We start from the raw sequence: 24,776 nt of genomic DNA, 5'->3' as shown, positions 1-24,776 counted from the left end.
CCAGTTAATGACACGCTTCGCCTACGGTAAACATTGCCACCAGCGAGGACGCGATCATGAGATTGCTGTCAGGCATAGCGACCTTCCTGGTCGCAACCTTTGCACTAGCGAGCACTTTTCCGGTTGATGCCGCCCCGATCTTCGTGCCCAAGGTGCAAAGCGCGCAGTCTGATGTCATCCAAATTCGGGATGGCTGGCACAGGGGCTACCGCCACTATCGGGGATATCACCAGCACGACGACTTCTGGGCGACTGGGGGTGCATTTGTCGCCGGAGCGCTGCTCGGCAGCGTGCTCGCCAACGACAACGGCTACTATGGCGGGTATTACCGAGGCGATGACTACTACGGAGATCCGTATTACGGCGATCGGTATTATGTCGATCCGTATTACCACGACCGGTATTACGCCGACCGCTATTATGGCAATGGGTATTACTCAAACAGGTCCTATCGCCCATGCTCGCCCAGGGAAGCGGATTCCGGCAATTGTTATTAGCGTGGCGTTGCGCGGCCTGTCGCGGCACAGTTTGCCGCCTGTCGCCAATTTGACCTTGATGTGCCCAGATGCCACTATGAAACGATAGCTGGACTGCGAAGACAAGACTTCTTGCCGCGGCGACCTATCCCTTAAAACGTGCGGCTGGCAGCGATGAGTTGAGCCCAACGAACCAGATTGGCAAGACGTCGATTTGCTTTGGTGTTCAATTCTCGGATGGTTTAGGTGGAGGAGCAAAATGGCCAAAGACATAGACACAAGTGCGGTCCCGCCAAGTGCTGAGCAACTGCGAATGGCTCTCCTGCAGGAGCAGATGGCAGAGGCAGACAAGCAGGAAAAACTGCGAGCGAGAGAAAATGAGGAACTCACGAAGTTTACAAACAGTTTCCTGAAGGACCAAGTGAACGACGATGAAATCGCAATGGTCCGCCGCCTGGTGATGAACGCTGTCAAGAATGGTAAGTATGAGGCACTAGTATATAGTTTCCCCTCGGACCTGTGCACTGACAGTGGTCGAGCCATAAACAGCTCTGATCCGCAATGGACCGAGACCCTCCAGGGTAAAGCCAAGCAATTCTATCAACGCTACCTTGAGATTGCGAAGCCGCAAGGTTACAGGCTCAAGGCCATGGTCATTAACTTCCCAGGCGGAGTGCCCGGTGACATCGGCTTTTTCCTTAGCTGGGCGCCGGAAACCAAATAGGAACCGGCGCTGGTTCTACGCGCTGCTCTTTCAGAACACGTCCGGCACCACGTTGCGCGGAGTCGCATCGTCCACGAAGTCGTCGGGTCGCTTCTGGCGTTTACTGAAGTTTGGTTTTTCGAACTCGACGCGCTCATAGGGGATTGAGCTCAGAATGTGCGAAATGCAGTTGATGCGCGCGCTCTTCTTGTCGTTCGACGGCACGATCCACCAGGGCGCATGCTTTGTGTCTGTTGCACGGATCATTTCGTTGTAGGCGCGGGTATAGTCCCACCAACGGTTGTATGACTCAACATCCATCGGGCTCAGTTTCCACTGTCGAAGGGCGTCGTCGGCACGCTGCTGGAAACGCCGTTCCTGCTCTTCCTCGCTCACATCGAGGAAGTATTTGAGCAACGTGATGCCGCCTTCTACGACGGCCGCCTCAAAAGTCGGTACCTGTTCGAGAAAGCGCCGCGCCTGCTTGTCGGTGCAGAAACCCATGACGCGTTCGACGCCGGGACGGTTATACCAGGAGCGGTCGAATATCACGATCTCGCCTGCCGCAGGAAAGTGCGCGAAGTAGCGCTGCATATAGAGTTGGGTCTTCTCCCGATCGGTCGGCGCCGGCAATGCGACGACCCGGAACACCCGTGGGCTGACCCGCTCGGTCAGGCGCTTGATCACCCCCCCCTTCCCGGCGGCATCACGGCCCTCGAACACGATCGCGATGCGGGCGCCGGTCTTCTTTACCCAAGCCTGAAGGTGGGCAAGCTCAACATGCAACCGGGCGAGTTCTTTCGAATACTTTTTCCCTCCCGATTTCTCCACATGCTCAGATACGACGGCCGACTTGTTCTTCTTCTTACCCATGGGTTCCTCCCTTCAACACAACTCACACGGTGCAAATTCCTTGAACAGTCATCGCGGGCCAGGCGGGCGCAGAATTCGGCTGGGCTGGCGCAAAACGTGGATGAGATCCGCCCCTTCTGGAAGTAACTCGGCACCGCGACCGACGGCTGACACAAGCGCCAATGGGTTCCCAATTAGTCTTGGTTGAAACGCGTCGTATACTGCTGAATGGCTTCCCGCGCCCCGGAAAATAGGCGCTCGGGGCCCAGCCGATTGGCGAAGCCTGAGGCCCGGATATATGCGAATACGCTGGGGTTCAGCCCTACTATCCAACATGTCATGCCTTGCGCGGTTAAGCGGCGTTCACCCTCCATCAACATCTGGAGGGCTGAATACTCGATGTCGAAGACCCGGCTCATGTCGAGCGCGAGGACACGCGGCTTATGCTCGGCGACCAGGGCCTGGATTCGATCGGCGACCCGTTGGGCATTGGCGAAGAAGAGCCGTCCCTCCGGCCGCAGGATAAGCAAGCCCTCGAATGTCTCATCGTCCGGGTGCTCGGGTGACAACGGACGGATTACGTCGGTCCCCCGATTGCGGCCGATCACGTAGACATTTGGGTTGGCTGACTGACTGGCCAAGCCTACCAGCGACAGAACGATCGCCACGACGATGCCCTGCAGCGTGCCGAAGGCAAGCACGCCAAGGAAGGCCGCCAGCGCCCATCGAAACTCCATTCGCCGAACCCGGCGGATGGACATGAACTCGGTCGGCTGAATTAGTCCGATCGAGTAGACGATCACGATTGCCGCCAGCACAGCCTGGGGCAACAGGCTGAGCAGCGGAGCGAGCAACAGCATGGTGGCTGCTGCGACGGCGGCCGTGACGAGCGACGCCATCTGCGTGCGTCCTCCGACCGAGCGGACCACGGCGGTCTGCGAAGTACCACCCCCCGCCGACATGGCGCCGAACAAGGCACCTGCGAGGTTGGCGGCCCCAGTTGCAAGAAGCTCGCGGTCGGGATTGATGGGTGGGTCCACCGGGGCAACAAAGGCTCGGCCGGCGGCGATCGTTTCGGTGAAGCTCATCAATGCGATGCCGAGAGCGCCGGGCAAGAGTTGTTGGACAAGGCTGAGACCGGGCAGGGTGATCGACGGGAGCGACTGTGGAATGAACCCCACGGTGGCAACGCCCAAGGTATCCAAACCAAGGAACCACGAAAGCACGATCCCGGCACTCACTACGACCAGGGGAGCTGGCGAATGGGGCCAGAGCCGCTCCATCACCAACAGCGCGACTATCGCCGCGATGGCGATGGCCAGAGTGAGCACCGACGTGTTGGACAAATGGTGCGCCACACTCAGAATGTCGCGGAGGAAGCCTTCCTTCGCAATGTGCAAGCCAAGCAGCTTCGGCACCTGATCGAGCACGATCACAAGGCCGATACCGGCCTTGAAGCCGGTCAGAACGGGAGACGAAATGAAATTGGCGACGAACCCGAGGCGAAGCACGGAGGCCCCGATCAGCAGGGCTCCGGTCAGCGCGGTGAGCGTCGCAGTCGCCGTGATCAGCTTGCCTGGATCACCGTCCGGAACCGCGAGCCCGAGCTGCGTCCCGACTAGGATTGCAAGGGTGGTCGTCGAGCTTACGCTTAGCACGCGCGATGTGCCAAGCAGCGCGTAGACGATCATCGGCACGAAGGCCGTGTAAAGCCCGATGCTCACCGGCAGCCCCGCGACCGTCGCGTAGGCCATCGCCTTGGGCAGGACGACGGCCGCGGCCGTCAGACCTGCGACCACGTCGAGGCGTTGGATTGGAACAAGCGAGGGCTTTTTCACGCCGCTTTGCCAGCGCTCATTGGTCGAGCGACCTTCTTGATGTCAATTATGGATTCTGGTCCTAGCGCGCAACTCCTCGGCAAGGAAGGTAACTAACTGTATCCTACTTCAGCAAAGTCGGTTCGGTCGTCATTGACGAGGCGAGCCTTTCTTGGCCATCCTGAGGACAATTCGACCTCTTTCGAACGGTCTTGCAGTCGGAAAATTACCTGCCCTCCACGTAACTTACGTTCCGCTACCGGTTCGGTCCGGTAGTCTCGGGGACAATACGAACCAAACAACGGGACGGAACTCGTCGGCTGGCAGACAAAAAGGCGGCGGCGGCGCGCCGGTTGTGCCGTTTCGGGGTTCTTCGGCGATCGCTCCGACGACGGGAGTTGGCAACAATGTTTGACCGGGCAACGAGGCATAGATAATGCCCGCGAATGCACCTACCTCCGACCCCGCGCATCGGCGTTCGGCCCTGGTCGATGCTGCACTTAGACTCGGACTTTTGGCCTTGCTGCTATACGCCTGCGGCCGGATCATATTTCCGTTTGCCGGCATCCTGCTCTGGTCGGTGATCCTGGCGGTGATGCTGAACCCGCTGCACCATCGCCTGGCCGCCCGGTTAGGCAATCGGTGGTCGGCGCTGCTGATCGGGCTGGTCAGCGTTGCGATGATCCTGGTGCCGATGGTCACGGTAGTGACCTCGCTTGGGTCTTCCATATTTTCGCTCGTCTGGAGTTGGCAGAACCACGGTCTGACCGTACCGCCGCCGCCGCCATGGCTCGCCGATCTTCCGATGGTCGGCCAGAAACTGACGGAGACCTGGGCGCTCGTCGCCACCAACACGCCGGCGGCGCTTGCCAAATACGGCCAAATGTTGAGCGGGCCTGCGGCGTCGCTGATGTCGTTCGCCGGCGGCCTGGCCGTCGGTGAACTATCGTTTGTCCTTTCGTTCGCGATCGCCGCGGTGCTCATCGCCTACGGCACGAGTGCCGCGGAATTCGCCAGCCGCCTGTTGGAACGTGTCACCGGCAGCACGGCGCGTGGGGCAATGCTAGTTACGCTGACAGCCGCCACGATCCGCGGCGTGGCAGTGGGCGTGGTCGGCGTGGCAACGATCCAGGCGCTGCTCCTCGGGGTCGGCTTCTTCGCCATTGGCCTTCCGGCAGCCGGACTTTTGACGCTGGTGACGCTTTTGCTGGCCATTGTGCAGGTGCCGGCGCTGCTGCTGACCCTGCCGGTCATGGCCTATGTCTTTGCGACGGAAGCAACCACGTCGGCGATCATCTTTGCGGTCTGGACCCTTTTCGCCGGACTCAGCGACAATATCCTCAAGCCTTTGATGCTCGGCCGCGGACTGGAAGCGCCGATGCCGGTAATCCTGATCGGTGTCATCGGCGGCATGCTGGTCGACGGCCTGCTCGGCCTGTTCGTCGGCCCGGTGGTGCTGGCCGTCGGCTATGTGCTGCTCAATGAATGGCTGCGCCAGCCTCCGGGCAGGCCACAAATCGAGGGTCCGGCGCCGTGATTACGGTTGTTGTGCTCGGCTTGCTGGCGATGTCGGTATGCCTTGCGTTCCAGGCTCTGGCATCGGTCCTCGCCGCGCGCTACATAGCCAAGGCCTCCAAACAACCTCTGGGCGCAAGGCCGTGGCGGTCGATCTTCCTGCAATTCTCGATACTGATGATCGTGCTCATGATCGGTAACATCGTCCAGATCGCGTTCTGGGCGGTGCTCCTACAGATCGCTTGGTGCCTTTGAGGATTTTGAAACGGCGATGTATTTTTCGGGTGTCACCTTCACCTCGCTTGGCTATGGCGACGTGGTTCTCGTCGGCCGCATGCGGCTGCTTGCGCCGCTCCAGGCCGCCAATGGGCTGATGATGTTCGGGGTTACCACGGCCCTCTTCATCGCCGCTGTTCAGCACGTCACCGGTAAGTGGACCGCGGCGCTTCTGACCCGCCCGCAGGATGCGGAGTGAAACCCTCCACGTCGAGGGCGCTCCACAGCGGCCGAGCCATTGGCGAGATCGAGTAGGCCCTGCTGACTATCGGATAGCCGCGTGAGCTATCCCGGGACAAATCCGACGTCCTTCGAACGCCTTGTGAGCCCGAAAATACCCTGCCCTCCACGTAACTTACGTTCCGCTGCCGGATCGGTGCGGTAGGCTGTAGAGGATGGTGCCTGATACTGGACCAGGCGGGGTAGTTGAGATCCTTAAAGGGGGACGGAATGGCGGACACGACACATCCTGCGGCGATTGAGCATTTGCCAATCTTCATTACTGCTCCCGGCCACACTGATTGGCTGTTTAATGTGATGATCGTCGTCATTTTGGCGATGGTCCTGATCGTCGGCAATCTCTACTTCCAACTCCATGCACTTCCGGAGCACTTGGCGCATCGGGGTAAAAAAGTGCAAATGGAGATTGTGGCAGTTCTTGGATTGATCTCGCTTTTCACCCACAACCATATTTTCTGGATCGCAGGTTTGTTGCTGGCGTTGATCGACCTGCCGGATTTCGGATCGCCGGTCTCTTCAATTGCACTGTCGCTCGAGAAACTGTCCGGACGCGATCCCGACGCCGAGGAGCGGGCGCAGGAGCAGGCAACAGCGCAAGCTGGACCTGAGCAGAAAACCGACGCTGGGGCCGGGAGTATCAGTCATGCTTGAGCTAACTCTCTGTTCGTTGTTGACGATCCTTCCGGACTATCTTTTCCGCCGTTATGTGCAAGGCAAGCGTATCGGGCGCGAGATTACCCTCTACACGATGTGGTACGAGCTGCGCTGGGGCATCACGGCCTGCTTGCTGCTGACCATTTCGCTGATTACCCTCATTTTTTATTATCATCCTTCGACGAAAGACGTCTCGGCGGTATTCCGTACCGTTACCATCCTTCCCGAGACGACCGGCCGTGTTGCCGAGGTGTTCGTCGGTGTAAATGCAAAGGTCAAAGCCGGCGACCCACTCTTTCGCCTTGACAGTTCCCAGCAGGAAGCCGCGCGAGAGACGGCGCAGCGCCAGATAGCCGAAACCGACGCCGAAGCCGCGGTAGCGCAAACGGAATTGGCGGCAGCGGATGGGCTCATCCAGCAGGCTCAGGGCGCCTACCAGCAGGCCCTGGACGAACTGGAAACCAAGCAGCAGCTGATGGCAAAGAATGCAAACGTCGTTTCGGTTCGTGAGATCGAGCGGCTGCAAAACGCAGTCGATGGCCGCAAAGGTGCCGTTGACGCGGCCATCGCAAGCAAGCGGACCCTCGAGACGAAAATAGCCTCGCTGCTGCCGGCACAGAAAGCCAGTGCGGAGGCGGCGCTTGCGCAGGCGCAGGTCGAGTTGGATAAAACCCTGGTTCGCGCCGGCGTTGCTGGGACCGTCCAGCAGTTCACACTTCGGCCCGGCGACGTGGTAAACCAAATGGTGCGACCCGCTGGCATCCTAGTCCCGGAAGAAGCCGGGCGTGTAGCCTTGATTGCCGGCTTTGGTCAGATCGAGGCGCAGGTGATGAAAGAGGGGATGATTGCCGAGGCCACATGCGTCGGCAAGCCATTTACGATCCTTCCCATGGTCGTGACCCAGGTACAGGACGTCATCGCTGCCGGACAGATCCGACCGACAGATCAGCTTGTCGATGTTCAACAGCTTGCCAAGGGTGGGACGCTCACCGTCTACCTCGAGCCACTCTACCCGGGGGAGCTCGACGGCCTGCCGCCGGGCAGCAGCTGCATTGCCAACGCATACACAAACAACCACGACGCGCTCGCGGCAAAGGACATCAGCACGCTTAATTGGGTGTTCCTGCATGTGGTGGACACTGTAGCGGTTGTGCATGCCATGATCCTTCGAATTCAGGCACTGTTGCTGCCGGTCCAGACGCTCGTGCTGGGTGGGCACTGAAGGATTCTCGACTAGCGCGTCGGCGGCGCGCTGCTAATGCATGTCGCCCAGAACCGCGCACACTTCTGGGCGACATGCATTAGGCGGATAGTCCGCAGTGGGTCGAATCTGCTGTGGCCGCTCAGGAACTCGCGACAAGTCGGCACATTCTGGCGAGGTCGGGTCGTAAGGCGAAATCGTCGCTCGCATCGCATCAGCTTTGCAGTGAGGGAGGCGCTGCTCAGCCGAAGCAGCCGAATAGAGCCTGTTCGATGTAGGCCGTTCATCTGCGGCCACGCGTCAGAGCGCTATCGGTTCACGGAGCCGGTCCTGAGACGTTCGTCCCGTTGGGGACGTAGCATACAGTTACTTACGTTGCCCCTCGGCGGGTAATGCGACAAGATTCAAGATTGTACTAAGGCAACAGCATTCGCCCTGGACTTGGCGAAATAACATCGCTGACAGCCAGGTTGGCACAACTTGGAGGGACGACAATGGGGGTCAAGTTTCCATGCTGGCCTGTTGGCACTGTGGCCATAATGGCGTTCTTGATGTGCTCCGGTCCGGCCTCTTTCGCGGTTGCTCAGGATCAGGCTGCTGCGACCAATGGCACAGCGGCAACCCAAGCTCCCGAACCGCTCGACGAGGATGAACTCGAGATCCTGGTAGCGCGAATTGCGCTCTACCCCGACGAGCTTGTCGCAGTGATTTCCGAGGCGTCGCTGTATCCATTGCAGATCGTGGAGGCGAGCCGGTTCTTGGATCAGGTCGCCAAGAACAAAAGCCTGAAACCGAAGGAAAGCTGGGACGGCAGCGTCATCTCGCTGCTCAACTATCCCGACATCGTCAAGATGATGGGTGACGATCTGGAATGGACCCAGACGCTTGGCGGCGCACTGACGTATCAGCAGAAGGACGTGCTGGTCGCAATTCAGCAGTTGCGCGACAAGGCTGTCGCCAAAGGCGTGATCAAGACGGATGACAAGATCAAGGTTGTCGAGGAGAACAACAACGTCGTCATCACGTCCGCTACTCCCGACAAGATCTATGTTCCACGGTATGAGCCGGAAATGCTCTATACCACGGGCTATCCGGTTGCCCCGATCTCGTACTACCCCGATCCCTACCCTAGCTACTACTATCCGACCGCAACCTATTTCGCGGCCTTCGCGACTGGCGCCCTCTTTGCAGCGGCAATAGATTGGAATAATTGGGGTGTTTGGGGTGGCGGCTGGAACGGCAACGATATCGATATCGACTGCAACAATTGCTTCAACAACAGAAACGGCAAGTTCAATTTCAACGACGTCGACTGGAAGAACGTTGACCGTTCGAAATTGAACTTCGACAGGTCCCAGCTCGCCAAAATCGACAAGACGAACATCGGCGACCGGGTCAAAGCCGACGATCGCAACAATATGCGCAACAAGGCGTCTAATCTCCAAAAGGACCGCGCGAGTGCGCTTGCCAGAAACTCCGGCAAGGTGAAGGACGTCCGCCAACGCGAAATCAAAGAAGGTTTGAAGGCCAAGCCTGGCCAGAATCCTGCAGCAAAGTCAGCCCAAAACAGGCCGACTGCTTCGGCGCGAAATGACAACCGCCCTGCCGCAGGGAATCGCCCGGCTGGCAAGCCGAAACCGGCAACGAGGGTGGACAACAGGCCGAAGAAGCCTTCCGGGCTTGGCGACTATGGCTCCGGGAAAAGGCAGAAGGTTTCCTCCAACCGAGGTGCGCAGAGCAGGGCAGGCGTATCTCATGGCGGCGGACGCAGTATGGCCAGGCCCAGCGGCGGCGGACACAGGGTGGTCAGGCCCAGCGGCGGGCGAGGCGGTGGCGGGCGCGGGCGCAGGCGTTAGGAACTAAGAACTTTGGCGAGAGGAAAACTGACATGAAAACGTCCGTCCGGGGTCTTGTTCTACGTTCGCTGCTCGGTGCCGGAGTGATCTTGAGCATTTGCGCGGGTTCCACAAATCTTGCCAGCGCGCAAGACGTGCGCAGCCTCACGGACTACGTGGCCAAGAACCATCCCCCGCTTTTCGATGATCCCTCAGCGGCAGTTGAAGCGTTCAAATCGGTCATGGCGAAGGACGATTTCGATGGACTGGCGGCATTGCTTGGGCTGAATGGCGCGAAGCTGCGGACAAGCGAAGGCGTGATGGATACCTACGCGCAGATCCGGCAAGGCGCTGGGAAGTCGGTGACTGTGCACGATCTTGGCGACCGCAAGGAACTCGACATTGGCGACGAGCTATGGCCCCTGCCATTCCCAATCACGAAGGGTAAAGACGGCAAATGGGCGTTCGATACCCGTGCTGGCATCGAAGAGATCATCAACCGGCGCGTCGGCGAAAATGAGCTCACGGCAATCGAAACGGTCCGCGCCTATGTGGACGCTCAGCGCGATTATGCCGCCGAAGATCGCGATGGCGATGGCGTGCTGGAGTACGCCCAGAAGCTGATCAGCAGCGACGGCAAGGCCGACGGGCTGTATTGGCCGTCCAATGAGACCAATGGCGTCAGTCCGGCAGGCGACTTCATCATCCAGGCTGCTCTCGACAAGGCGAAGAAGGGCAATGGCTATTTTGGTTATCGCTTCCGCATCCTGACCGGCCAAGGCAAAAACATCGCCGGTGGCGCCTACAACTATATCATCAACGGCAACATGATCGCCGGTTTCGCACTTGTGGCCTGGCCTGTGAAATACGCCGAAACGGGCGTCAAAACCTTTGTGGTCAATCAGCAAGATATCGTCTACGAGGCCGATCTGGGCCCAAACACCGAGGCCGCGGCCGGACGGATAACGCTGTTCAATCCCGATGACAAATGGCAGGTGACCGGTGACTAGCCTGGTTCGGAAAAGGTGATGCTATCGCCAATACCAAACTCGTTGGCAGAGGCCGCTTCATGATCAACCGGAACTGGTGGTTCACGACCCCGCTGACAAAGCAGTTTAAGTATTGTCCGCCGTTAAATCGGTCCATCAAGTGCGAAGTGTTGAAGTCGCTCGTCGCCGCCATTGCTGTTCTTGCCTTGGGTGGGTCGGCTTTGGCTGCCAGCGTGGTTAACAAGGACAGCGAGATCCGCACGCTGATCGTGACGGAAGGCGGCGGCAAGACGAAGCTTGCACTGCATGCCGGCGAGACCGTGGAATTCTGTCCGAACGGCTGTTTCGTCACCTGGCCCAATGGTGACCTCGAGCCCCTGACCGGGTCGGAAACGATCGAGATTTCGGGTGGCGTCGCCCGCATCAAGTAAAGTCGGCGGCATTTGGGGGGGTGTTTTGAAAACCGGCGTAATAAGCAAGTTCAAAGTCGAGCGTATCACAAACGCGTTGTTGGCATTCGCCCTGATCGGCCTGGTTGGCGGCTGCGCGTCTCGTCCCACAAACGTGCTGCTGCCCGTAGCCGATACGTCCCCGTCATCCAGCAAGGTGGAAATGCTGGTGACGACGACGCGCGCTCGCTCAGCCAATCCGGCCGAGATGTATACGGGCGAGCGCGGAAGCGCTCCCTCTTTTGCGGACATTACGGTGTCGATCCCGCCAGTGTCGGCGCGCAAGGTCGGCGAGGTCGCCTGGCCCAAGAAGCTGCCCTCAAACCCGGCTACCGATTTCGCAGTGGTGAAAGCCGAAGAATTAACACGGGATGGCGCGAAGGAGTGGCTACACGCCTCCGTCAGGAAGAGCCCGGACCACAGCGTTCTGGTTTTCATCCATGGTTTCAACAACCGCTTCGAGGACTCCCTTTATCGCTTTGCGCAGATCGCGAAAGACACCGGCACCGACAGCGCTCCGATCCTGGTCACATGGCCTTCGCGAGGCAGTACGCTGGCCTATGGTTACGATCGCGAAAGCACCAACTACACCCGAGATGCGCTCGAGACGCTGTTCCAATACCTGGCGCACGATCCCGAAGTAAAAGAGGTTTCGATCCTCGCCCATTCGATGGGCAACTGGCTGGCGTTGGAGTCCCTGCGCCAGATGGCCATCCGCAATGGCGGTCTGCCGGCGAAGTTCAAGAACGTCATGTTGGCAGCGCCTGATGTCGATGTCGACGTGTTTCGCACGCAGATTGCCGACATGGGCAAACAGCACCCGCAGTTCACCCTGTTTGTCTCGCAGGATGACCGGGCGCTCGCATTTTCGCGGCGGGTTTGGGGCAACATCCCGCGGCTCGGCTCTATCAATCCGGAAGAGGCTCCATACAAGGAAGAACTTGCGAGCAACAATGTAACCGTCATCGACCTGACGAAAGTCAAATCCGGAGACAGCTTGAATCACGGTAAGTTCGCCTCGTCACCGCAGATCGTCCAGTTGATCGGGGCGCGGATGGCTGCCGGCCAGACCCTGACCGACAGCAGGGTCGGCCTTGGCGACACAATCGTGCAAGCGACGACCGGCGCGGCGGCAGTGACCGGCAGCGCTGCAGGGTTGGTGATTTCGGCACCCCTAGCAGTGGTCGATCAGAACACCAGGGAAAACTACGGCAACGAGGTCGAGAGTTTGACCGGCTCCCCAAGCCAGAAATCGAATACCGGCAGCAAGAATTGCGACCTGCCCGCGGCATCCACGAAGGGGTGCAAGAAATAGCGGTTCAACGAGGCCATAGTGGTAGCGAAGCTTATTGATGCCCCATCTCGAAGTTGCGTCGAACGTTCCGTGAAAATGGCCTTCAGAGGGCAGAGCGAGCCCGTCCACACTGGAAGCGACGCCTCTGCTGGTCCTGTCTGGCTGGAAGGGGAATGAATGCATCGCATCGCTCGCATCTCGCTCGCCATCCTTCTTTCGTCAGCCGTTGCAATTTTCACTGCCTGGGCCGGGCTTGCCATCTGGTACCGCTTGCCTTTGGCAGAGCTTGGACGGGTTATGGCCTGCGCCCTTTTCATCTTGTTCGGCATCGGCACCGTCATTGCGCTCTTCAGCCGTTTTCGCTTCGGGGGGCTCGTCCTGTTTCTCGCGGCTTTCGTCACGGTTCTGGTTTGGTGGAGTACCATCAAACCTTTGGGCGACGCCGACTGGGCGCCCGATGTCGCCCGTCAGGTAACCGGGACGCGCGATGGAAATCTGTTGACGCTGAAAGACGTGCGCGACTTCGAATGGCGCAGCGACACTGATTTCACCGAACGTTGGACAACGCGAACCTACGACCTCTCCACCGTTCAGACCGTCGACCTCTTCATGTCCTATTGGGCTGGACCGAGAATCGCCCATGTCATCCTGAGTTTTGGCTTTTCAGGGGGTGACCATCTTGCCTGGTCCATCGAGGTGCGGCGTCGTATCGGTGGCGAGTTTTCGCCCGTAGCGGACCTGTTCAAGAGCAATCCCCTGGTCATTATCGCGGCTGAAGAGCGAGACGTTGTCGGCGTCAGGTCGAACGTTCGCGGAGAGGACGTCCAGATCTATCGGCTAAAAGCCTCGCCGGACGCGGCCCGGGCGCTCCTGCTGGAATACGTCTCCGATGCCAATGCGCTTTCCACAACGCCAAAATTCTACAATTCCATCACGACGAACTGCACGACCACGATCGTCAAGATGATGCGCGCTGTCGGCGATGTGGTTCCTTTCGACTGGCGTCTCATCGTCAACGGCTATCTTCCCGACTATGCTTATGCACGGGGTGCACTCGACACCCCGCTTGCCATTGTCGACTTTGAGGCAGTTAGCCCACATAGGCGACCGAGCGCGGAAGTCGGGCCTTTCGCTAGATTTTTCGAGATTGATCCGTGTTGGCGTGCCGTCTTCCGGCCCTGGCGATTGATGGGAGTTCTCGAGGGTGGGATCGAAGCGCCATGGGGCGTTTTCCGGACTTGATGATCTCGATTGGTGGTAAGCTGGCTAAGCAGCGCGGTTGTGATTTTTGCATCGCAAGAAGACGTCTGGCCATTCGCCGAAACGAGATTGGTAGTGACGATGATAGAGGTGCGCTCGCAGAGCCGCGAGACGGGGAATTGTGCCGATGGCCGCAGATCATATCGAATTTCCGGAACTTGCGACGCTGATCATTGGTCTCATCGCGTTGCTCGCGGGAACCCGCATCCGTCAAATGGTTCCAATGCTGAAACGCATCGACATGCCCAACGCCGTGATCGGAGCCATGATAGTGGCTCTGCTGGTTCTCCTTGTTCAGGTCATGTTCGGAACCGAGGTCGCCTTCGGCACAAAGCTCCGCGATCTTCTGTTGCTTGTCTTCTTCACGACGATCGGCCTGTCGGCAAAGTTGAAAGCGCTGCGAGCAGGTGGCCGTCCGTTGGTCATCCTCTGCGCTGTGACGGTGCTTCTGCTGGTCTTCCAGAATCTGGCTGGCATCGCTGTCGCGGCTTGGGGTGCACACCCCTTCTACGGGCTCCTTGCCGGGAGCCTTTCCTTCGTCGGTGGGCCGGGGACTGCACTTGCTTGGGCGAAGGAAGCGGAGGCCGTCGGGCTTCAGAATGCACAGGCTGTCGGAGCCGGCGCGGCGACTGTTGCCGTCATCACCGGCGCTCTGGTGTCGGGACCCATTACCGGCTGGCTGATCGGGCGTCACAAACTTTCCCCGGTTGCGGCACTGCAGACTGAGGTCTCCTTCGCCGAGCCGCAAAAGGAGGCGCCGGGAGCATCTCAGGAGGGTCGCGGTAACCTTGAGAGTATTCTGGCGACCATCCTGATCGTCGCTGTATCGGTCTTTCTTGGCGACAAGCTCAATAGCTGGGCCAAGGGCGCGGGACTATTGCTGCCTGGGTTCCTTTCGGCGATGCTCGCTGGGGTTTTCCTGACGAACCTTGCTGACTGGACCCGCATCCGCCTGGACTCCGACCCAATTCAAAAGGGCGGCGAGGTCGCTCTGAACCTGTTTCTGGTGCTCAGCCTGATGAGCACAAAGCTGATTGCCGTTGCCGCTATCCTCGGACCACTTTTCGTCAACGTGCTGCTGCAGATCGTCGTCATCGTGGCGATTGCCTATTTCGTTCTATTCCGGTTGCTGGGGCGGGACTATGAGGCAGCGGTTACGGTCGGCGGGTTCCTCGGCTTTGGGATATCTTCAATGCCCGTCGCGATGGCGACCATGGATGAGGTGGCGCGCCGTTACGGTCCCGCTCCGAAGGCGTTCTTGCTCATCACCTTGGCGGGATCGTTCTTCGTCGATCTCGCCAATGCGCTGGTTGCGAAGGCATTCCTCGCGTTACCACTCTTCGACATGAATGCCCTTGGCATCGCGGGGCGCTGATTCGACAGATGCGGTCTGACGAGCGGCAGCCTATCGACTGGCATAGCGATGCCGCTGGCCGCCCTAAAGCCGACTCGTTATGCTTGTTGCAAGTTTGTCGGCCTCATCGGCAACGGCGATCTTCGCGCGGTTCAACAGCAACAGGTGAAGCATACGGCGCAGCTGGCTTTGCTACTCGTTCGGAGCGACCAACTCGCCCAGCGGATCAATTGCGCGTGGTGTTGGGCGGCAGTATTGAGACGCAACCGCAGTCCACCACAGAGGCCCACCATGGACGATACTGCCACTGCCGATGTGACTGGTCGATCCGACAGCGCCGTAGCTGACACGCATCAGAAGGCGCTGGAGGTCAATCTCGATGCGACGAGTTTCGGCTCGTTCGCCGAGATCGGCGCGGGTCAGGAAGTGGCGCGATGGTTTCTGCGCGTTGGCGGCGCGTCGGGCACGGTGGCCAAGACCGTCTCAGCCTACGACAAGGAAGTGAGCGACGACCTCTACGGCTCCGGAACGCGCTACGTGTCCGCGCCACGGCTTAAGGCGATGCTCGACTGTGAATGGAAATCGCTTGTGCAACAGGTCGGCAATGCCCGCGGCAAAGACACGCGCTTATTCGCTTTCGCCGATACCATCGCCGCCCGTAACTTTGCGGGCACCAACGATTGCCACGGCTGGATCGGTGTCCGCTTTCAGGGTCACCCACGGGCCGAGGCGAGCGACATTCTGCTGCACGTAAACCTTCGCGACAATGCCAATCTGCTTCAGCAGGAGGCTGTGGGCATTCTGGGTGTGAACCTGCTGCATGCGCTGCTGAATGAGCGGGCAGTCCCCGGCGATTTGCCTGCGAGGATGTTCGACAATCTCGCAAACGATCGCCTCGAAATTGATCAGATCGTGATGCGTGGCAGCGCGTTCGCGGGTTGCGACATGCGCGAACTGCATGCGGCCTTGGCACGTGACGGCCAGGCTGAGGCGGTGACGCTGGACGGCGAGGGTGCGGCCGTCGCTGCCAACGAATTTCTGTATAAAAAGTCTGTGGTCATAGTGCCGCTGGCGAGCGACGCGCACGACGACCTTTCACCGGAAGCGATTGCGGCGTGCCTGGAAACGCTTCGCCGCGAGGTCGCTGGCAATCCTGAGGTGAAGGATGTGATCGACGTGCGCCTGATGATCGTCGGTTCTGATACGTCGCTACCTGCAATGGGCAAGGGTGCAGCAATGATGACGCGGCATCGCCAGTTGTACCGCACCACCGCATTCGTGCGTCGATATACGCAGGCTCCATTGCGCTTTGCCGTGCCGCTGCCTGCCTTGATGCGGATTTTCGACGATGTGAGATATCGGCACCTGGAAGGCCGCCTGCTCGAGGGTATCGCGCGGCTTTTCGGCTCCAACGTGCGCGTTCTGGCCTATCCGTGCCGTCGCGAGGAGTTGCTACACCTACTCAAGACCGAACTGGGACACGGATGGGAGGTTGACGGCAGCGGGCAATGGATAACTGCCGATCAGTTGCGTCCCGCACCGCCGCTACGGCATCTTTATGAATATCTGCTGGCCAGTGGCTTCCTGGTCGCGATACCTCCCAGCTAGTGATGGTATGCCGCGCAAACTTCTCAACACTCCCACTCTGCTACGATGAAGCACTGCCCGTCGAATGGGCCATTGTCGTTTGGCAGCGTACGTGCTTACGGGGAGGCGTTCAAATAGAGAGCTGAATGAGATGTTGGTTTTCCGAAAGTCGAGCAGGAGAAAGCCACAGACAACGCTTGAGAGGCAGCGCAAATCAGACCTGCGACATTGGCGCGGTCGTTGCGCTCTGGGCCGATAAGTTCAGTGCGCTCGGACCCCGCGTGGGTAAGGGGCCAGGCAGAAAAGCTTGAATTGTTCGACGGTTAGGCGCTGGATAGCGAGACAGCGGCCGACGGAACTGGCTTCCGAGGCGTTGAAGAGGGGGAGATCGTGAACACGACGGCGGACACGGACGTTACTTCGTTGATTTCGGGCTTCGAACAGTTCGCCGAGCGTTTCGTCTCCGGACTGTTCGCGCGGTTTGCCGCTTTGAGCGACGTCCCCGTCGAGTTTGAAAACCTGAGGGCCTCACTTGCGGCCGGGGGAACATCTCTCCTTGCGCTCCTGTTCGAGATTGTGTTGGTTGTTGCGCTCGTCGCGGGCGTGTTCATCCTGCTCGCCCGGCGGTTCAGGAAGCCGAGTGCCACAAGTAGCGCATGGCGCAGATTCTTCGCTGGCGCGGCGGCGACCGTGGTGGCGCTGGTGATCGGTTTCATTGCTGCGCGGCTGCTGGCCGGTTCTGGCTTGCCTTTGCAAACCCTTCGCCTTTGGACGGTGGTGACTGTGCTCGGCTTCATCATTCTAGCCGCCGTCAGATCGCTCTTGATGGCATCGCGGCGAATCGAGTTCGCGGAGCGCTCCGTCCATCTGGAGGCGCTCGTGCGCGACCTCTCGCTTGCCATTGGCTTGGCGATCATCGGCGCTACGCTGCTCGCGACGTTGCGGCTCTGGAGCGTCGGGCCGGCCTTGGGGGATCTGCTGCGAACAGGCTTGGGAATTCCGATCTACCTTCTGTTTGCATGGGCGGTATGGCGGCACAGGCGCACAATGGCAGCCGCCGTCGCCGGTCCGCGCCCCAGAGGCCGCTGGCGCACCCGTCTCGCCAAAATGTGGCCGGCAATCGTGATCGCGTTCCTGATAATCACCTTTCTCAGCACTCAGGCCGCACTGACCCTGGGAGCATCGCTTCGTGGGTCGGTCGTTCTGCTGACCGGGTTGATATTTCTCGCCGCGCCGCATCTCGACGCAATGATCGGGAACTGGGCGCAGCGCGGACTGGAGTCTCGTGACATCTCGATCTTGGCAGCGGCAGGGCGACAGACCGCCCGCTTCACCGTTGTGGCCACCATGATTGCCATGCTGGGAACACTCTGGGCGACACCGTTGGCTGCCGGGTTCGGCATAGATCTGCGAGAGGTCATCAAGGGCGCGTCTGGTGTGGCGCTGATCATGTTGGTGGCGGCGTTTCTGTGGAACGTGGTCGGCACAGCGACGGCTCGCGCCTTGCGCGCGGAATTGCCCGCCGCAGCTGGTGACGAGGAGGCGCTGGGTGCGCCGCGTTCACGGCTGGGCACGTTGGTACCGCTGATCAGCGCCGTCGGCAAATCGAGCATTCTGGCCTTGGCGCTGCTCTCGATCCTGGTGTCGGTCGGGGTCAACGTCTGGCCGCTGATCGCCGGCTTGAGCGTGTTCGGGCTGGCCATCGGCTTCGGCTCGCAGACGCTGGTGAAGGACCTGGTCTCCGGGCTGTTTTTCCTGATCGACGATGCATTCCGCTTCGGCGAATATATCGAAACGTCAGGCGCCAAGGGGACCGTGGAAAAAATCTCGGTCCGGTCGGTTTCCCTGCGCCATCAACGCGGTGCCTTGGCGACAATTCCCTATGGCGAGATTGGCAAGATCCAGAATTTCAGCCGCGACTGGATGATAGAGAAACTGGTCTTTCGCGTTGCGTTCAACACCGATGTCGAAAAAGTCCGCAAGATTTTCAAGAAGATCGGGCAGGATATGTCGGCCAACCCGGACCTTGCTGGAGATCTGCTCGAGCCGTTCAAGAGCCAGGGAATTGCCGAGGTTGAGGACGGCACGCTGGTCATCCGGGCCAAATTCAAGGCGAAAGCGGGCAGACACTTCATGATCCGCCGCGCCGCTTTGATCGCCGTGCATCAGGCATTTCAGGAACACGGCATTCAGGCCGTCCCAAAGCCACTGACATCCAATCCCGGAGCAACCTGAGCATTCCGGATAGTCAAGGCTATGACGTGCTGATGTATGCTGATCACATCGCGCGTGTCTGGACCTTCAATGCTGCGTGGCTAGGCGTCTGGAGCCGGCGCGATCCTTGGACGGGCGCGGGCCGTAGCGAACAAGGAGCGTCGCCGTGATCGATCCGTGACAGATTCGCGATTTCAGGAACGCCGAAGCCGCGCTTAAGGTCGGTCAGGCAAACAGGCGGAGGTTGGGTCTTGCCGCAAGGGGGGCGTGTTGTCCTGCGCCCGAGCGATAGAGTCGTGGACGGCGTGACCGTAGCGGAGCGCGGTGCACAATAGGCTGAAAAACTAGCGGCGGGTTTTTGTGTCTGCAGAAAGAGTCCGAAATAGCTGCGAAATAGACGCGCCATGCACGAGAGTGAGAAACCAACCTCAAGGAGATCGATTGAAGGTCGGTTCCTGACAGCGATAGACGCGGCATTGACCGTCGCGTGTCGGGACCGAGGCGGCGGTCGGCACGTCCGGCCAGTCGCATTCGTTGCCGAACTGGCGGACGTATCGATCGTAGGTGTTGCGGCCGGTGGTCAGAACCACCGAGCGATGGCTTTTGATCAGGGCCTGCGTCTGATCGCAGGTCATCACGCGCGCGTCCAGTCGCGCATCGGCGACGCTGGTGACACAAACTGCCATCCCGGCAAGAAAGGCGATCGCCAGACTTTTCATGGTCAATACAACCGAACTCCCGACCGATGAGTATGGACCGGTCCTGCAAAACGGCAAGGATATTTCGGCCGATGAAATCGCGGGGCTGGGTAGATATGCACTCGCGCCAACATATGCGAAGCATCAGCCGATGACCGACAAGCCGGCCAAACCTACATCGTTGGCGTGTTCGAGAAGCCGCGGTGACGCATGCTGCTGACCACGAAGGACAAGGCGAAGCGCTTGTACAGTCCTACGGGCTGACCAGGTCGCCATAGACGACGTGATGCTGACGAGTTCCGGCTTGTTGATCAGGTAGTGATCGTCCTCGGGATAGTAGCGGGCCCGCTCAGGTTGCGAAATTTGCCGTACTTATTTCGCAAAAGCTTCGCTAAAAAGTACGGCGATAATTTCGCTAAGTATTTGAAAACTATGGTGATCCCGACAGGAATCGAACCTGTGACCTACAGATTAGGAAACTTCCTACAGTCCTTGTAGCGCAAGGCTTTGGTGGCTCCATGTCACGTTTGTGTCGCGAAGGCTAATTGCGAGCAGCACGTTTCTGCAGCTCGGGAGCCAGATCTTCGATCTGAAAATAGACGAGAGTTCGATGGTCCTCGTCATCGTAAGGTTTGAAACCTGGCGGCCACGGGCTAACCAATTCGCAAAGCAATCTAAATTGAACCGGTGCGTCGGCATTCACTTGCTTCACGGACACTCGAATGGAGTTGTGGGTCGCCGCGACCAGCTTCTTTAGATCACCGGCAAGATAGCGGGGGCAGTAGCCGATCATTGCGGACGGGTCGCTCGATCTAAGTGCGACTGCGTCAGGGTCGAACGGATTTTGAAAGTCGAGCATCGGGAATAGCTGCTCGCCTGGACGAAGCGCGAGCGTTCGGGCTTGAGCTTGCTCGAGGACATGCCGCACACCGTGGCAAAAAAAGACAGTCTCATAAAACCCGTTGGGATTTTGTTCCGGGACGGGATGGACTTCAAGAGTGTCTGTAGCTCGCCCTCCTCCCATGCGAGCCATGAGCAAGAGCGGATCTGTATGCTGCCGATCTTCATAAATCCCTGACCACCGAGCGTACTGGCTAAATTCTGGCCTGCGTTCGTTCATGACGCGGTTCGCAAAAATCGGGAACAGTTCAGGCGAGACATAGATTGAATTGCGGTCCGTCAGTCCAGCAAAGGGCGAGAAGTTTGGCGAATGCAGGGACCCAGACGTATAGGCAAAAATATACTGGCCAAACGCGCGCTGGAGCTTAGCGACGGTGTACCAACGGCGACTAATCGGGTCCTGCCAATTGATGAAGAAGACGTCACTCATGGCCGTGCTCCCGCAGTTCGAGAAGCCTGCGCTTGTTTGCTAACAATAGGCGAAGTCCGAACTCTTTTTGAGCTACACTCATGACGGAGGCTGGCACCATCATAAAAATCCCTTCGACGGAGGCCTCGGAAATGGATTCGAGCTTTTTGAGCCAATAGAGGCCGCTGCTTCGATTTGACCGAGCAGCTAGTGCGAATGCGTCTATTGTCCCCAAGGGTCGCCTGTCGGTCACTTCTGCGAATAGAGCGGAGCGGGCTTTTGCAGCGAACGCTTCGACCTTAAATCGGATGTCGTTCGTCGCGAGACGCTTGGCTCTCTCTTCATCGGATAGTTCTCTGCCAAGGCTAGAGGCATGGTCGAACGTTGGGGCGAGCCGGACCGTTCCATCACTGGACCGAATAACCCCCCAGTTCTCGTGGTGGCGGTCAGTGTTGCCCGTCCAAGCATCGAGCATCAAATAGCCGATGAAATTGTGCCATCCAGTGCGAACAAGCGGCCGGAGACTGACCGCGAGGGCAGCGAGCACTCGCCCGACCGTGTGCTCTCGTTGCAGATATTCGCGGGTTCCAGCGGTGCCTTTGGTCGAGTGAGCGATTAATTCGTTTCCTAGGATTAATCGACCGCCGTCCTCAACAAGAGACGGTGTGATGACGCATCGCCTCCCTTGGAACGTTGCCAGGTCATAGTGAGCATGAGAGAGCCCCAAAAGGGTAGCAAGCTCACAGACGATCTTTTCAGCCCAGTCCTCACCCGTGTCCGGTCGTCCGAACTTCACCAGGCTTAACTTCTCGCCATGCCTGACCCAAAACTTCTCCTTCGTGCCCAAGCTTTCTGGGATTTCGGCTTCGGCTTCGACATCGATAATGGGATAGGCTTTGGTCACTGAAAGAAGGCGCTTTCAGCTGCGGCCAATTCGCTGGCATCGTCAGCCCTTGGAAAAAGGTGCCCGTATGTATCCATCGTAAGCGTGATGGAGCTGTGGCCGAGACGTTCCTGGACCATCTTCGCCGGCAATGCCAAGCCGCCGTCTTCAAGCCGATTGATCAGCCACGAGGCGTAGAAATGGCGCAGCGCGTGAAGGCCGGTGTATTTGGCCCGCATGACGGGCAGGCCTTCGCTGTCCTTCTCGCCGGTGTCGATTGCCACGCCGGCCTCGACCTGGGCGGGCAGGAAGCCTCGCTGCATGATGTTGGATAGCGATTCCACTTTCCCTTGACCATTTGGGAAGACGAGCTGCTCGGGACGCATCTCCTCGACCAGCCAGGCGCCGTCGGCGTCCTCCTCGCCCGTTCGCGGGCGCGGGCAGGCGAGACGCCATTCCCGCAGCGTGTTTGCGACAAGCGGCGGCATCGGGACGGTGCGCTCGCCGGCTTCCGATTTCGGCCGCCCGATCTCATTAAACCGATCGGCGCGCTGGCGAACATGGATCTCTCGTCGATCGAGGTCGACGTCTGACCACCGTAGCCCGCGCAGCTCTGAGGCTCTCAGCCCGGTGAAGATCGCAGTCAGCAGGACTGGCCGCCAGCGGCCTGTCAGGGTTCCTACAATGGCCTTGATCTCCTCGCGCGCGGGAATGTCAACCTCGACCTTCAGCTTGCCCCTGTGGCGCCTCTCCTGCCGCCTATCCTTGCCTTTCTGGCGGGCGCGGCTTTTCTCCCGGACCGCATTGCGGATAACCAGACCGCGTTCCTGAGCGTCGGCGAGGAGCGACCCGAGGCTGGTGAGCACCTTGCGAACCATGGACGAAGAGACGCCATTGGCGCGCAGCTGATCCTCGAAAGATCGGACGACCGGCACCGTCAGCTTGGACAGTAGCGTCTCGCCGATGGCCGGCACAATATGGAGGTCGAGATGCTGGCGGTATTGAACGATCGTCCCGCGCTCGAGCCCGGCGGCCACCGCAGTGGCAATCCAGAAGTCGCCGGCGGCTTTTACGGTGGCGCTGTCGCTGTCGGCGACATGCACGCCTTCCCTGACCTCCACCTTGGCCGTCGCCTCGAACTGGTCGGCGTCCTTCTTCTTCGCGAACGTTTTCAGGCGGCGGATACCCTTGCAGTCAAGGTAATCGACGACCCATGCCTCCTTCTCGAGGCCCTTGTTCGTTTTCCATTTGCGCTTGCGAATTGACATGCGGATCAGATTCCTGGGTCTCGGATGCTGTCTCTATTCAAGACACTTTCTCTATCAATACCGTCTTTATCCAAGTTCCTCGGCCACGAAGTCTCGGGGTCCACAATGGTGGCCCTACCATCAGCGTGCACTGTGATTTGATCACCCCTCGTCAGCGTGAACTCGATGCGATCAAGTTCCATGCGCAGCGTCGAAAGCAGCGGGTGGCCGATGAGGACATCCTTGGCAATGTCGGCAAGCAGCCTTGTTTCTTTCAACCGATCCTGAAAGCGACGAGTTATGGAAAGGGCGGTATCGTGGTGCTTCAAGGCCTCGTCCAGAAGCCTGCGCGCGGTTTCGACCTCCGACGCTAGCCCCATCTCTTGCTGATACGCGACCATGCGATCGACCAACTCGGTCGGAAGCACATAGACACGGCGCTGGGTCTTCGCTTTGTCATCGGCCATTTTCATTCTCCCCGATATCTTACCATATGTTCGCATATCATCCTGTCATATGCAATTGACACTTGAATGTCAATGAAGACTGACACATGATATAACATCGTCACAGTGAGGCCCCGCAATACGAGCTGAAAACGGAGGAAGCAGGCATGACCGAAAGGGTGAACTCTCAGGCGATTGATCTCGTGTGGGGCGCAAAGGCCATCGGACTGGAGATCAATCGCAGCCCGCGCCAGACGTACTGGCTGCTTGAGTCCGGGAGGGTTCCGGCAAAGAAGGTCGGAGACCAGTGGGTAGCGGAACGCGGAAAGCTGCGCGCAGCCCTCGTGGGGGAAGCTGCACCGGACACGGAGGTCGCATGAATCATGACCTCCAATGCGGAACCGCCCGCATTTGGGCTGCGGGCGGCTCAGAAAAGTGACCTAGCGGGCGGCCAGATCGATCACAGACATAGTCAACCTGCTTTCATTTTGCAAGCAGTGCAGGGACGGCCAGCGCGTGCCGTCACGATGCACGATCTCGTCGTAGGTTCTTTCTGCGGAGACCATCCGTGCCGGTTTCGGCAACAGGTCGAGACCTACCGCGAACTCCTCGATTTCCGGAAACACGATATCGATAGCCTCGCCGCCGAGAAGCTCGTGACCGTTGACGAAATCGGGGTGGGCCGGCGCAAGGCCAGCCACGGCGGCAATGGATGGAGGGGCTGAGCGATGGGTCGGCTCAACCGGAAATTCGCCTCCGTTCCGCACGACTTCTATGTGACGCCGGCAACCGCGGTGCCGTCGCTGCTGCGATGGCTGGAGCCACAAACGCTGTTCTGCGATCCGACTGCGGGTAACGGTGCATTGATCGACCACCTTTCCGCGCATGGGCACCGCTGCGTCGCCGCCTTCGACCTTTCTCCGGGCCGGGAGGACATTGTCGAACGAGACGCGCTGATGCTCTCCGAAAGGGAGGTCGGCGACGCGGACATGCTCATTACAAACTTGCCTTGGTCGCACCCAGTCTTTTCGAACCTCATTCGGCACCTGATGACGATCAGGCCGCTGTGGACGCTGGCGCCGGCGCGTTGGGCACACGCTGCGCGCTCGGCGGCGCTGGTCAACCACTGCAGCCATATTGTCTGCCTCCCACGCCTGAAATGGTTCCGTGACAGCAAGCATACCGGAACGCAGGACAGCGTCTGGCTTCGGTTCGACGCGAGCCACCGGGCGGGCCCCCACTTCTATCCGCGTGGATGGCAGCGATGAGGGACGTTTATCGGAGAAGCTTCCGCCTGCCGCACGGTCACAAGGTGACCTTTAGCTACGGGCCTGAAGGCCTGCAATGCATCGCGGTACCTTGGCCTCCGGTTCAACTGTCGGCCCGTCAGCGGCGCCGCCTTTCCGCAGCCTACGAGGCGGCTCGGGCGGAATTCATGAGCGATGTCGCGACTATGCTAGGCGGCCCTGTTCACGTC

Annotated in this window: 24 protein-coding genes and 1 pseudogene; 17 read left to right on the top strand and 8 right to left on the bottom strand. The window is 59.4% G+C overall.

Features of this window, described 5'->3' with window-relative positions:
• The first annotated feature begins 56 nt into the window (after positions 1–56).
• Both EN874_RS07220 and EN874_RS07215 read left to right on the top strand, forming a co-directional pair.
• Entirely contained in the window at positions 57–497 is a 441-nt protein-coding gene (locus EN874_RS07220) for a BA14K family protein (RefSeq protein WP_127426032.1), read from the top strand.
• Positions 498–735: 238 nt separating this feature from the next.
• Entirely contained in the window at positions 736–1,200 is a 465-nt protein-coding gene (locus EN874_RS07215; RefSeq protein ID WP_127426033.1) for a histidine kinase, read from the top strand.
• A gap of 30 nt (positions 1,201–1,230) precedes the next feature.
• Here the strand turns inward: EN874_RS07215 and ppk2 are convergent, their stop codons facing one another.
• Positions 1,231–2,052, bottom strand: a complete 822-nt coding sequence (gene ppk2, locus EN874_RS07210; RefSeq protein WP_127426034.1) for a polyphosphate kinase 2 — start codon at positions 2,050–2,052, stop codon at positions 1,231–1,233.
• A gap of 173 nt (positions 2,053–2,225) precedes the next feature.
• Positions 2,226–3,869 carry a SulP family inorganic anion transporter gene (locus EN874_RS07205; RefSeq protein ID WP_281061402.1) on the bottom strand — a complete coding sequence of 548 codons (1,644 nt, stop codon included), beginning with the start codon at positions 3,867–3,869 and terminating at the stop codon, positions 2,226–2,228.
• Positions 3,870–4,284: 415 nt separating this feature from the next.
• On the opposite strand from EN874_RS07205, the gene EN874_RS07200 reads away from it, so the two are divergent.
• The 13 genes and pseudogenes from EN874_RS07200 to EN874_RS07145 all read left to right on the top strand — a co-directional run bounded on the left by EN874_RS07200 (position 4,285) and on the right by EN874_RS07145 (position 18,737).
• Positions 4,285–5,385: an AI-2E family transporter gene (locus tag EN874_RS07200; protein ID WP_127426035.1), complete on the top strand. Its 1,101-nt coding sequence runs from the start codon at positions 4,285–4,287 to the stop codon at positions 5,383–5,385.
• Positions 5,382–5,618: a hypothetical protein gene (locus tag EN874_RS34290; protein WP_245513500.1), complete on the top strand. Its 237-nt coding sequence runs from the start codon at positions 5,382–5,384 to the stop codon at positions 5,616–5,618. The genes EN874_RS07200 and EN874_RS34290 overlap by 4 nt, the downstream gene beginning before the upstream one ends.
• A 16-nt stretch (positions 5,619–5,634) precedes the next feature.
• Complete coding sequence (locus EN874_RS34285) at positions 5,635–5,838, top strand: ion channel (RefSeq protein ID WP_245513499.1); 204 nt, start codon at positions 5,635–5,637, stop codon at positions 5,836–5,838.
• A 251-nt stretch (positions 5,839–6,089) separates the two neighbouring features.
• Positions 6,090–6,530, top strand: a complete 441-nt coding sequence (locus EN874_RS07190) for a hypothetical protein (protein ID WP_245513498.1) — start codon at positions 6,090–6,092, stop codon at positions 6,528–6,530.
• On the top strand, positions 6,523–7,755 hold the full coding sequence (locus EN874_RS07185) for a biotin/lipoyl-binding protein (protein ID WP_127426036.1): 1,233 nt from the start codon (positions 6,523–6,525) through the stop codon (positions 7,753–7,755). The genes EN874_RS07190 and EN874_RS07185 overlap by 8 nt, the downstream gene beginning before the upstream one ends.
• 518 nt (positions 7,756–8,273) lie before the next feature.
• A complete protein-coding gene (locus EN874_RS07180) occupies positions 8,274–9,590 on the top strand; it encodes a DUF3300 domain-containing protein (RefSeq protein WP_245513521.1) in 1,317 nt (438 codons plus the stop codon).
• Between the two features lie 32 nt (positions 9,591–9,622).
• A complete protein-coding gene (locus tag EN874_RS07175) occupies positions 9,623–10,579 on the top strand; it encodes a DUF2950 domain-containing protein (RefSeq protein ID WP_127426038.1) in 957 nt (318 codons plus the stop codon).
• 146 nt (positions 10,580–10,725) lie between these two features.
• A complete protein-coding gene (locus EN874_RS07170) occupies positions 10,726–10,989 on the top strand; it encodes a hypothetical protein (protein ID WP_127426168.1) in 264 nt (87 codons plus the stop codon).
• Positions 10,990–11,065: 76 nt separating this feature from the next.
• Positions 11,066–12,322 (top strand): alpha/beta hydrolase, encoded by a 1,257-nt coding sequence (locus EN874_RS07165; RefSeq protein WP_245513520.1) that lies wholly within the window; start codon positions 11,066–11,068, stop codon positions 12,320–12,322.
• 156 nt (positions 12,323–12,478) lie between these two features.
• Positions 12,479–13,490, top strand: a pseudogene (locus tag EN874_RS07160) (DUF4105 domain-containing protein).
• A 198-nt stretch (positions 13,491–13,688) separates the two neighbouring features.
• Positions 13,689–14,936 (top strand): sodium/glutamate symporter, encoded by a 1,248-nt coding sequence (gene gltS / locus EN874_RS07155; RefSeq protein ID WP_127426039.1) that lies wholly within the window; start codon positions 13,689–13,691, stop codon positions 14,934–14,936.
• Positions 14,937–15,206: 270 nt separating this feature from the next.
• A complete protein-coding gene (locus EN874_RS07150; protein ID WP_127426040.1) occupies positions 15,207–16,523 on the top strand; it encodes a hypothetical protein in 1,317 nt (438 codons plus the stop codon).
• 369 nt (positions 16,524–16,892) lie between these two features.
• Positions 16,893–18,737, top strand: coding sequence for a mechanosensitive ion channel domain-containing protein (locus EN874_RS07145; protein WP_245513497.1), 1,845 nt, complete (start codon positions 16,893–16,895; stop codon positions 18,735–18,737).
• A 407-nt stretch (positions 18,738–19,144) separates the two neighbouring features.
• Here the strand turns inward: EN874_RS07145 and EN874_RS07140 are convergent, their stop codons facing one another.
• The 5 genes from EN874_RS07140 to EN874_RS07120 form a co-directional block, all read right to left on the bottom strand.
• The gene (locus EN874_RS07140; RefSeq protein WP_127426170.1) at positions 19,145–19,435 is read right to left on the bottom strand and encodes a hypothetical protein; all 291 of its coding nucleotides are present in this window, start codon (positions 19,433–19,435) and stop codon (positions 19,145–19,147) included.
• A gap of 520 nt (positions 19,436–19,955) precedes the next feature.
• Positions 19,956–20,744 (bottom strand): HIRAN domain-containing protein, encoded by a 789-nt coding sequence (locus tag EN874_RS07135; RefSeq protein ID WP_127426042.1) that lies wholly within the window; start codon positions 20,742–20,744, stop codon positions 19,956–19,958.
• Complete coding sequence (locus tag EN874_RS07130; protein WP_127426043.1) at positions 20,737–21,627, bottom strand: HipA domain-containing protein; 891 nt, start codon at positions 21,625–21,627, stop codon at positions 20,737–20,739. Before EN874_RS07130 ends, EN874_RS07135 begins: the two co-directional genes overlap by 8 nt.
• Positions 21,624–22,874, bottom strand: a complete 1,251-nt coding sequence (locus EN874_RS07125) for a site-specific integrase (RefSeq protein ID WP_127426044.1) — start codon at positions 22,872–22,874, stop codon at positions 21,624–21,626. The genes EN874_RS07130 and EN874_RS07125 overlap by 4 nt, the downstream gene beginning before the upstream one ends.
• A 5-nt stretch (positions 22,875–22,879) precedes the next feature.
• A complete protein-coding gene (locus EN874_RS07120; protein WP_127426045.1) occupies positions 22,880–23,320 on the bottom strand; it encodes a hypothetical protein in 441 nt (146 codons plus the stop codon).
• A gap of 146 nt (positions 23,321–23,466) precedes the next feature.
• Here EN874_RS07120 and EN874_RS07115 point away from each other — a divergent pair, with 146 nt between their 5' ends.
• Positions 23,467–23,679 (top strand): DNA-binding protein, encoded by a 213-nt coding sequence (locus tag EN874_RS07115; protein ID WP_245513496.1) that lies wholly within the window; start codon positions 23,467–23,469, stop codon positions 23,677–23,679.
• 60 nt (positions 23,680–23,739) lie between these two features.
• Here the strand turns inward: EN874_RS07115 and EN874_RS07110 are convergent, their stop codons facing one another.
• On the bottom strand, positions 23,740–24,000 hold the full coding sequence (locus EN874_RS07110; RefSeq protein WP_127426046.1) for a hypothetical protein: 261 nt from the start codon (positions 23,998–24,000) through the stop codon (positions 23,740–23,742).
• A 27-nt stretch (positions 24,001–24,027) separates the two neighbouring features.
• Between EN874_RS07110 and EN874_RS07105 the strand changes: the two genes are divergently transcribed.
• Positions 24,028–24,567, top strand: a complete 540-nt coding sequence (locus EN874_RS07105) for a hypothetical protein (RefSeq protein ID WP_127426047.1) — start codon at positions 24,028–24,030, stop codon at positions 24,565–24,567.
• Positions 24,568–24,776: the final 209 nt, after the last annotated feature.

Source organism: Mesorhizobium sp. M1D.F.Ca.ET.231.01.1.1 (genome assembly GCF_003999155.2).
Taxonomy (GTDB): Bacteria; Pseudomonadota; Alphaproteobacteria; order Rhizobiales; family Rhizobiaceae; genus Mesorhizobium.
Note: the sequence above shows the minus strand (reverse complement) of the source record. Positions and strands in the feature narration are given on the sequence as shown.